General features: G+C 70.6%; 5 protein-coding genes. 3 read left to right on the forward strand and 2 right to left on the reverse strand.

The window, feature by feature from the left end:
• The first annotated feature begins 187 nt into the window (after positions 1-187).
• The gene (locus NDW01_RS42490) at positions 188-955 is read left to right on the forward strand and encodes a phytanoyl-CoA dioxygenase family protein (RefSeq protein WP_252830354.1); all 768 of its coding nucleotides are present in this window, start codon (positions 188-190) and stop codon (positions 953-955) included.
• Positions 956-979: 24 nt separating this feature from the next.
• On the opposite strand, the gene NDW01_RS42495 is transcribed toward NDW01_RS42490, so the two are convergent.
• On the reverse strand, positions 980-3073 hold the full coding sequence (locus tag NDW01_RS42495; protein WP_252830355.1) for a SpoIIE family protein phosphatase: 2094 nt from the start codon (positions 3071-3073) through the stop codon (positions 980-982).
• Between the two features lie 109 nt (positions 3074-3182).
• Here NDW01_RS42495 and NDW01_RS42500 point away from each other — a divergent pair, with 109 nt between their 5' ends.
• Together NDW01_RS42500 and NDW01_RS42505 are read left to right on the forward strand one after the other, a co-directional pair.
• Positions 3183-7025 carry a HAMP domain-containing protein gene (locus NDW01_RS42500; RefSeq protein ID WP_252830356.1) on the forward strand — a complete coding sequence of 1281 codons (3843 nt, stop codon included), beginning with the start codon at positions 3183-3185 and terminating at the stop codon, positions 7023-7025.
• Positions 7026-7038: 13 nt separating this feature from the next.
• Positions 7039-7653: a response regulator gene (locus NDW01_RS42505; RefSeq protein WP_252830357.1), complete on the forward strand. Its 615-nt coding sequence runs from the start codon at positions 7039-7041 to the stop codon at positions 7651-7653.
• Between the two features lie 46 nt (positions 7654-7699).
• Here the strand turns inward: NDW01_RS42505 and NDW01_RS42510 are convergent, their stop codons facing one another.
• The gene (locus NDW01_RS42510) at positions 7700-8167 is read right to left on the reverse strand and encodes a hypothetical protein (RefSeq protein WP_252830358.1); all 468 of its coding nucleotides are present in this window, start codon (positions 8165-8167) and stop codon (positions 7700-7702) included.
• Positions 8168-8599 lie beyond the last annotated feature (432 nt).

An 8599-nucleotide genomic window follows, 5' to 3' on the forward strand; every position in this document is an offset into this window, starting at 1 on the left:
AGGCAAAACCCGCCGCGAAGCCATCCGCTGCCTCAAGCGCTATCTCGCCCGCAGGATCTTCCGGGCCCTCGAAAACGGCCCAGCACCGGCTGCGAAGGCCGCTTGACAGAACATAGAAGCGTCAACCAGGCGGGCCCCACGAAAAACCGGGTGCGGCTCGCCGCTCTCGTCTCCACAATGGCGGCTCGTGACGGATGCGATCGTTGAGGCGTTTCTCCGGGACGGGTTCGTGAAGTTCGAGGGGGCGGTCCCGGCTCGTACGGCGCGGGCGTGTGCGGAGTTGCTGTGGGCGGAGACCGGCTACGACCCGGAGGACCCGGCGACCTGGGCCGAGCCCGTGTACCGGATCGGAGACATGGCCGCCGCGCCGTTCGCCGAGGCGGCGAACACGCCCGTCCTGCGGGAGGCGTTCGACCGGCTCGTCGGGCCGGGGCGCTGGGTGCCGCGCCGGTCGCTGGGGACGTTCCCGCTACGCTTTCCGCACCGGGACGAGCCGGACGACGCCGGGTGGCACATCGAGTCGAGCTACTCGGTGGACGGGGTCACCTGGGATCACGTGAACGTACGGTCGAAGGATCGCGCGCTGCTGATGCTGTTCCTCTTCAGCGAGGTGGGCGAGGGTGACGCGCCGACGCGGGTGCGGGTCGGGTCGCACCTGGACGTTCCGCCGGTCCTGGAGCCGTACGGCGAGGAGGGCGTGTCGATGTTCGCGGTCGCGGCCGAGATCGAGGCGGCGTCCGCGCACCGGCCCCTCGCGTACGCGACGGGGCGCCCCGGCGACGTCTACCTGTGTCACCCGTTCCTCGTCCACGCGGCCCAGCCGCACCACGGCGAACGGCCCCGGTTCATGGCCCAGCCGCCCCTCTACCCGGCCGTCCCGATCGAACCGGAGCGCGCCGACGGCGCCCACTCCCCCGTCGAGGTGGCGATCAGACGGGGTCTGGCCCGGGGCTGACCCCGCCCGTACGACGCGGGCCGGTCACTCCTCGACGCGGAGGACGATCAGGGCGGTGTCGTCGTGGGAGGGCTCGGTGGAGAAGCCGCGGACGGCGCGCATGACCTTGGCGGCGACCGCGCCGGCGTTCAGGTCGACGCAGCCGGCGAGGATGCGTTCGAGGCCGCCGTCGTCGCCCAGCAACCTGTCGCCGTGGCGCCGCTCCGTCACGCCGTCGGTGAAGCCGAGCAGCAGGTGCCCGGGCTTGAGGATCGTGGTCTTCACCTCGAACGTCGCCTCGGGGAAGGCGCCGAGCATCAGGTCGGAGTGGTCCTCGCCCTTCACGAGGCCGCCCGGGCTCAGGAACAGCGGCGGCGGGTGGCCGGCCGTGGCGTACGTCACGCGGAACCGGCCGTCGCCGAGCGGCTCGAGCTCGCCGTGCAGGAGGGTGAGGAACGGGGCGCGGGTCCCCTCCTCCAGGATCAGCGCGTTGAGGCGTTCGAGGACCTCCGGGATCGAGTGGCCCTCCCGGCCGAGGATCCGCAGGCCCTGACGGGCGAGGCCGGTGACCGCGGCGGCCTCGGGGCCGGTGCCGCACACGTCGCCGATGGCGAACCGCCAGCGCGTGCCGACGTTGAAGACGTCGTAGAAGTCACCGCCGACCTCGCTGTGCTCACCGGCCGGCTCGTACACGACCGCGACGTCCAGGCCGGGGATCTCGGGGATGTCGGGCGGCAGGAGACTGCGCTGAAGCGTACGGCTCATGGCCGCCTGCTCCTCGTACAGGCGGGCGTTGTCGATGGCGAGGGCAGCCCGGCCCGCGAGGTCCTCGGTGAGCTCCAGCGCGTCGCGGGTGAAGCGCGCGCCCCTCGGGCCGCCGACGACGAGCGTGCCGATGCTGCGGCCCCGGGCGACCAGCGGGAAGACGTGGGTGACGTCCCCGGTCACCCGGTGCGCGGTCGGGGGGAGGTCGCCGGACGGCGCCGGCGTGAACCCCTCCCAGGGGCCGGGCTCGGCGGGCGGGGGTGCGGGCGGCAGCAGGTCGAGCAGCCGGCGCAGGTCCGCGACCATCGTCTCGTCGGCGTGCCAGGCGTACGCGGGCATCGCCAGGCCGGTGTCGCGGACGGTGAACACCGCGCACCAGGTGGCGAGGCGGGGGACGATGAGCTGGGCGACCAGCGCCATCGTCATCTGCTGGTCGAGCGTGCCGGCGAGCATGCTGCTCGCCTCGGCGAGGAAGCCCAGCCAGCCCCGGCGGGCGCGTTCGAGCTCCATGAGCCGGGCGCGCTCCAGCGAGGGCGCCTGGCGGTCGGCGACGCGCTGGAGGCGTTCGACGTCGTCCTCGGTGAAGTGCCCGGGGTCGCGGGAGGCCGCGATGAGCAGCCCGATCGCCCGTCCGTCGACCGTGAACGGCGCGGTGACGAGCGAGCGGATCCCGGCGGCCTGCAGCGCCGGGAGGTTGTACGGGCTGCCGCCCAGGTCGGCGTACACGCCCCGGCCGGTGACCGGCGCGCCCTCCAGGCCCATCTCCAGGGCCGCGGCCTCGGGGCGTACGCCGGCCGTGGCCCGGAGGCTGAGCTCGGCGTCGTCGTCGGCGAGCAGGACGTACACGCAGTCGGCGGCCATGGCGTCCTGCGCGGCCTGCGCCGTGCGCTGGGCGAGCTGGTCGACGGTGGGACGGGCGGAATGGTCGACGGTGGAGCGGGCGGACTGCGGCGCGGTGACGAGCTCCTCGGGAGGCATGGGCGGCGGCGGCTCGTCCGCGAGACCGGTGCCGGGCACGGTGAACCAGACGTGCTTGCCGACGGGGCCGTACGTCACGCCCCAGGACGTCGCGAGCGTCTCGGGGAACAGCAGGCCGCGGCCGCTGACCTGATCGCCCGGCACGGGCACCCGCCGGGCCTGGTGCCGGTCGTGCACCTCGACCCTGACCTGGCCGCCGATGATCTCGCAGACCACCTCGACCTCGGTGCCGGCGTGGACGATGGCGTTCGTAACCAGCTCACTCGTTAGTAGCATGGCGTCGTCCACGTCATCGACGCCCCAGCCCCGAAGTGTCTCCCCCACGAAGCGCCGAGCGGCCGCGACAGAAGCGACCTCCGGCGGAAAGGTCGTGTACGTCTTTTGGTTGTTCTCCACGGCCACTTGGATTCGTCTCGGGGATGCAGGACGCTGCCATCGTGGCAGATGTACGGGGTGGACTGTACAGACCCCCGGCCACGCCGCGTGGAAGGCTAGGAGGAAATCAATGCCTCGAAGCACGTCCCATGCGCCGACCCGCGCCAGGTACAGCGAGATCGATCTGCGGTCGGTGCTCGATGCCCTGTGCGCGCTGCGCGACGGCGACTTCGACGTGCGGCTCGATCCCTCGGGTGACGGCATCCTGGGCGAGATCGCCGGAGCCTTCAACGAGGCTCAGGAGCGCGCGGCCCATCTCACCGGCGAGCTCGTACGGGTTCAGCGTGAGGTCCGTCACGAAGGGCGGATCGACGAGCGGCTGAGAGCGGGCGGCGAGGGCACCTGGGCGACGGGCAACGCCTCGGCGAACGCCCTCATCGACACGCTCGTGCAGTCCACGACCGCGATGGCGCGCGTCGTCGACGCGGTGGCCGAGGGCGACCTGAGCCAGCGCATCGAGCTCGACACCGGCACGCGGCCCTGGCGCGGCGAGTTGCTGCGGATGGGCTCCGGCGTGAACCGCATGGTCGAGCACCTCGACGAGTTCGCCGCCGAGGTGACACAGCTGGCCCGTGAGGTCGGCGCGGAGGGGCGGCTCGGCGGCCAGGCGACGCCGCGGGAGATGTCCGGCCGGTGGCGTGACGTCACCGGGGCGGTCAACGCGATGGCGAGCCGGCTGACCGGGCAGGTGCGCGACATCGCCCTCGTGACGACGGCGGTGGCGCGGGGCGACCTGACCCGGAAGGTCACGGTCGAGGCGACCGGCGAGCTGCTGGAGCTGAAGGAGACCGTCAACACGATGGTCGACCAGCTCTCGTCGTTCGCCGACGAGGTGACCCGCGTGGCCCGCGAGGTCGGCACCGAGGGCCGCCTGGGCGGCCAGGCCCGCGTCAGCGGCGTCAGCGGCGTCTGGAAGGACCTCACCGACAACGTCAACTCCATGGCGGGGAACCTCACCGCCCAGGTCCGCAACATCGCGCAGGTGGCCACGTCGGTGGCGAACGGCGACCTGTCCAAGAAGATCACGGTCGACGCGCAGGGCGAGATCCTCCAGCTCAAGGACACCCTCAACACGATGGTCGACCAGCTGTCGGCCTTCGCCAACGAGGTGACCCGCGTGGCCCGCGAGGTCGGCACCGAGGGCCGCCTGGGCGGCCAGGCCCGCGTCAGCGGCGTCAGCGGCGTCTGGAAGGACCTCACCGACAACGTCAACTCCATGGCCGGCAACCTGACCAGCCAGGTCCGCAACATCGCCCAGGTCGCGACCTCCGTCGCCGGGGGCGACCTCACCAAGAAGATCACGGTCGACGCGCAGGGCGAGATCCTCCAGCTCAAGGACACCCTCAACACGATGGTCGACCAGCTGTCCTCGTTCGCCGACGAGGTCACCCGGGTCGCCCGCGAGGTCGGCACGGAGGGACGTCTCGGCGGGCGCGCCAAGGTCGGCGGCGTCAGCGGCGTCTGGAAGGACCTCACCGACAACGTCAACTCCATGGCGGACAACCTCACCAGCCAGGTCCGCAACATCGCCCAGGTCACCACGGCGGTCGCGAACGGCGACCTGACCAAGAAGATCGACGTCGACGCGCAGGGCGAGATCCTGGAGCTGAAGACGACGATCAACACGATGGTCGACCAGCTCTCGGCGTTCGCCGGCGAGGTGACACGCGTCGCCCGCGAGGTCGGCAGCGAGGGGCGGCTCGGCGGCCAGGCCGAGGTCGAGGGCGTCTCGGGCACGTGGAAGCGCCTCACCGAGAGCGTGAACGAGCTGGCCAGCAACCTGACGACGCAGGTCCGCGCGATCGCGTCCGTGGCGAGCGCGGTCGCCCGCGGCGACCTCACCGGGTCCGTCTCGGTCGAGGCCCGCGGCGAGGTCGCCGAGCTCAAGGACAACGTCAACCTGATGGTGGCGAACCTCCGCGAGACCACCCGCGCCAACCAGCAGCAGGACTGGCTGAAGACCAACCTCGCCCGGATCGCCGGCCTGATGCAGGGCCACCGGGACCTGATGGAGGTCGCCCGGCTGATCATGAGCGAGGTCACGCCGCTGTCCTCGGCCCAGTACGGCGCGTTCTACCTCGCCGAGGAGGCCGATGACGGCACGCCGGAGCTCGTGCTGAAGACGGGGTACGGCCTCAGCCAGGACAAGATCGACAAGGTGCGGTTCCACATGGGCGACGGCCTCGTCGGGCAGGCCGCCCTGGAGCACAAGCCGATCTTCGTGCACGACCTGCCGGCCGGTTACATCACGGTCGGTACGGGCCTGGGGCAGGCGTCGCCGCTCAACCTGATCGTGCTGCCGATCCTGTTCGAGAGCCGCGTCCTCGGCGCGATCGAGCTGGCCTCGTTCAGCCCGTTCAGCGAGGTGCACCTGGCGTTCTTCGATCAGTTCGTGGAGACGATCGGCGTCACGATCAACACCATCACGGCGAACTCCCGTACGGAGGCGCTGCTGGCGGAGTCCCAGCGGCTCACGGCGGAGCTGCAGGACCGTTCCAGCGAGTTGCAGCGCCAGCAGGAGGAGCTGCAGCGCTCCAACGCCGAGCTGGAAGAGAAGGCGGCGCTGCTCGCCAAGCAGAACCGCGCGATCGAGATGCAGAACTTCCAGATCGAGCAGGCCCGCCGGACGCTGGAGGAGCGCGCCGAGCAGCTCGCCCAGTCCTCGCGGTACAAGTCCGAGTTCCTGACCAACATGTCGCACGAGCTGCGCACGCCGCTGAACAGCCTGCTCGTGCTGGCCAAGCTCCTGGCCGGCAACCCGGACAAGAACCTGACGCCCAAGCAGGTCGAGCTGATCAAGACGATCTACGAGTCGGGCAGCGACCTGCTCCGCCTGATCAACGACATCCTCGACCTGTCGAAGGTCGAGGCGGGCAAGATGGAGCTGGTCCCGCAGCGGGTCTCCCTCGGCGAGCTCGTCGACTTCGTCGACGCGAACTTCCGCCCGCTGGCCGTCGACAAGGGCCTGAGCTTCGACGTGTACGCCGAGCCCGGCCTGCCCGAGTACCTCTACACGGACGAGCAGCGGATCCAGCAGGTGCTGCGCAACCTCCTGTCGAACGCGGTGAAGTTCACCGCCGCCGGTGAGGTACGCCTGACCATCCGGCGCGCGAACGGGGTCGAGTTCATCGACCCGGTCCTCGCCCGCGCCCCCGAGGTCATCGGATTCGCCGTCAGCGACACGGGCATCGGCATCGACGAGCACAACCTGCGGGCGATCTTCGAGGCGTTCCAGCAGGCCGACGGCACGACGAGCCGCCGGTACGGCGGGACCGGACTGGGGCTGTCCATCAGCCGCGACATCGCGCAGCTGCTGGGCGGCGAGATCCACGTCGCCAGCCGGCCCGGGGAGGGCAGCACGTTCACGTTCTACCTGCCGGCCCGCTACCTGGAGAACGCCACGGACATCGCCACGCCCGTACGAGAGGAGAGGCGGCGGCCGCTGTCGGCCGCGCCCGCCGAACCGGTGTCGTTCGAGGTGCCCGAGCAGGAGGAGGAGTTCGAGTCGTCGCCGATCGACGACGAGGTGCTGTCCGGCCGCAAGATCCTCATCGTCGACGACGACGTGCGCAACATCTTCGCGCTGACGTGCGTGCTGGAGCAGTACGGCATCGAGGTCCTGTACGCCGAGAACGGCCGGGAGGGCATCGACACGCTCGACCGCAACGAGGACGTCGACCTGGTCCTCATGGACGTGATGATGCCGGAGCTGGACGGATACGCCACGACGGAGGCCATCCGGCGGATGCCGCAGTTCGCCGACCTGCCGATCATCGCGCTGACGGCCAAGGCGATGAAGGGCGACCGGGAGAAGAGCATCGAGTCCGGCGCGTCCGACTACGTACCCAAGCCTGTCGACGCCGACCACCTTCTTGACATCATGAGGGCGTGGCTCAACCGGCCACGCACGTGATGGAGGGCTGACTGTGGCCGAGAAGGCGAACATTCTTCTGGTCGATGACCGCGAGGAGAACCTCATAGCGCTGGAGGCGATCCTCAGCTCACTCGACCAGAACATGATCCGCGCGCGTTCGGGAGAAGAGGCTCTGCGGGCCTTGCTGACGAACGACTTCGCGGTGATCCTTCTCGATATCGTCATGCCCGGGATGGACGGTTTCGAGATCGCCCGCGCGATCAAACGCCGCCGGAAGACCCGGGAAGTGCCGATCATCTTCCTCACCGCGGCGGACGCCGACCCCGACTACGCCTTCCGCGGGTACGCCGCGGGTGCGGTCGACTACATCTCCAAGCCGTTCGACCCCTGGGTGCTGCGGACGAAGGTCTCGGTCTTCGTCGAGCTGTACCGGAAGAACCAGCAGCTCCGTGAGCAGTCGGAGCTGCTGCGCACGCAGTTCGCGGCAGCGCCCTCGGAGGAGTTCGCGGCCGAGCTCGGCCGGCGCGTCGCCGCGGTCGAGGAGCAGGTCGGCGCGCTCACCCGGTGGGCGGCACAGGACGAGGAGGCCGCCAAGGCGGTCGCCACGCTGGAGCAGCGCGTCGAGGAGCTGCGGACGGCGATCGACACCCTCCGCCCGGGGCCCTGAGCACCACCGTCCCGGCAGACGCCGTCACCGAGCACGCTCGGTGGGTTCACGGAACCTGGACGTGCACCCGGTAGAGCAACGGAGGCCGGCAGGTTCCGGTGGCGGGATCGGGCGGAGGGCAGTTCGACCGGACCAGGCTCACGCTCGCCGTTCCGGCGGCCACCGCGCGGAACATCCAGCCGACCGTGCCGTACGGCGTCGGTATCGCCATGGCCGATCCCAGGGCGGCGCCGCCGACGCGGGGCGCGGACCAGGAGCCACCGGTGGAGGAGAGCATCACCACCAGATCCCCGCCGCGCTGGACGCACACGGTGGTGCCGTTCGCGGTCAGGTCCACCACCACGTTGGTACCGCAGTCAGAGACACCGGGAGCGGCCTTGCCGGGGATGGCCTGGCCCCAAGCCGCCACCGGACCCGCGCCGACGACAGAGACGGCGAGGGCCGCGGCGGGCAGGGCCGCGCGGGTCGCGGCACGGACCCATCGATCCAGCAGTCGAGCGGTACGAGGCCTCATGTCCCCTCCTGCGTCGAGACGGACGGCGGCGATACATCGAGCAGAATGACCGACGCGAGGATGATCAGGCCAGGCGGTTTCACAGACTTTCAGCAGGACGCCACCGAGCACGTCGGCCCCGCCACCGACGCGGACGATCGCGCCCGATCGGGCACCCGGGTGGTGGGTTGTCTTCCGCGCGTGTCCCGCCAGGAGCCACTTTGTCCCTCCTGAGGGGACAGCCTCCAGCGCGACCGGCCACTGCGGACACCGCGTGACGTGATGCCTCGTGTCGGCGCATTTCAGCGCGCCTGACGGCTGTGGTGGAAAAATGGCCGGTGAACGCAGGAAAGCCCGCCGGCGTCAGCCTGGCGGGCTTTCCTGATCTATGTAAGTGTCCGGCGGCGTCCTACTCTCCCACACCGTCTCCAGTGCAGTACCATCGGCGCTGAA

It is taken from the genome of Actinoallomurus soli, from assembly GCF_024055715.1.
GTDB classification, from domain to species: domain Bacteria; phylum Actinomycetota; class Actinomycetes; order Streptosporangiales; family Streptosporangiaceae; genus Actinoallomurus; species Actinoallomurus soli.

Coding starts and splice junctions, on each gene's coding strand:
- NDW01_RS42500 (WP_252830356.1), top strand. CDS start 3,183: ATGCCTCGAAGCACGTCCCATGCGCCGACCCGCGCCAGGTACAGCGAG.
- NDW01_RS42510 (WP_252830358.1), bottom strand. CDS start 8,167: ATGAGGCCTCGTACCGCTCGACTGCTGGATCGATGGGTCCGTGCCGCG.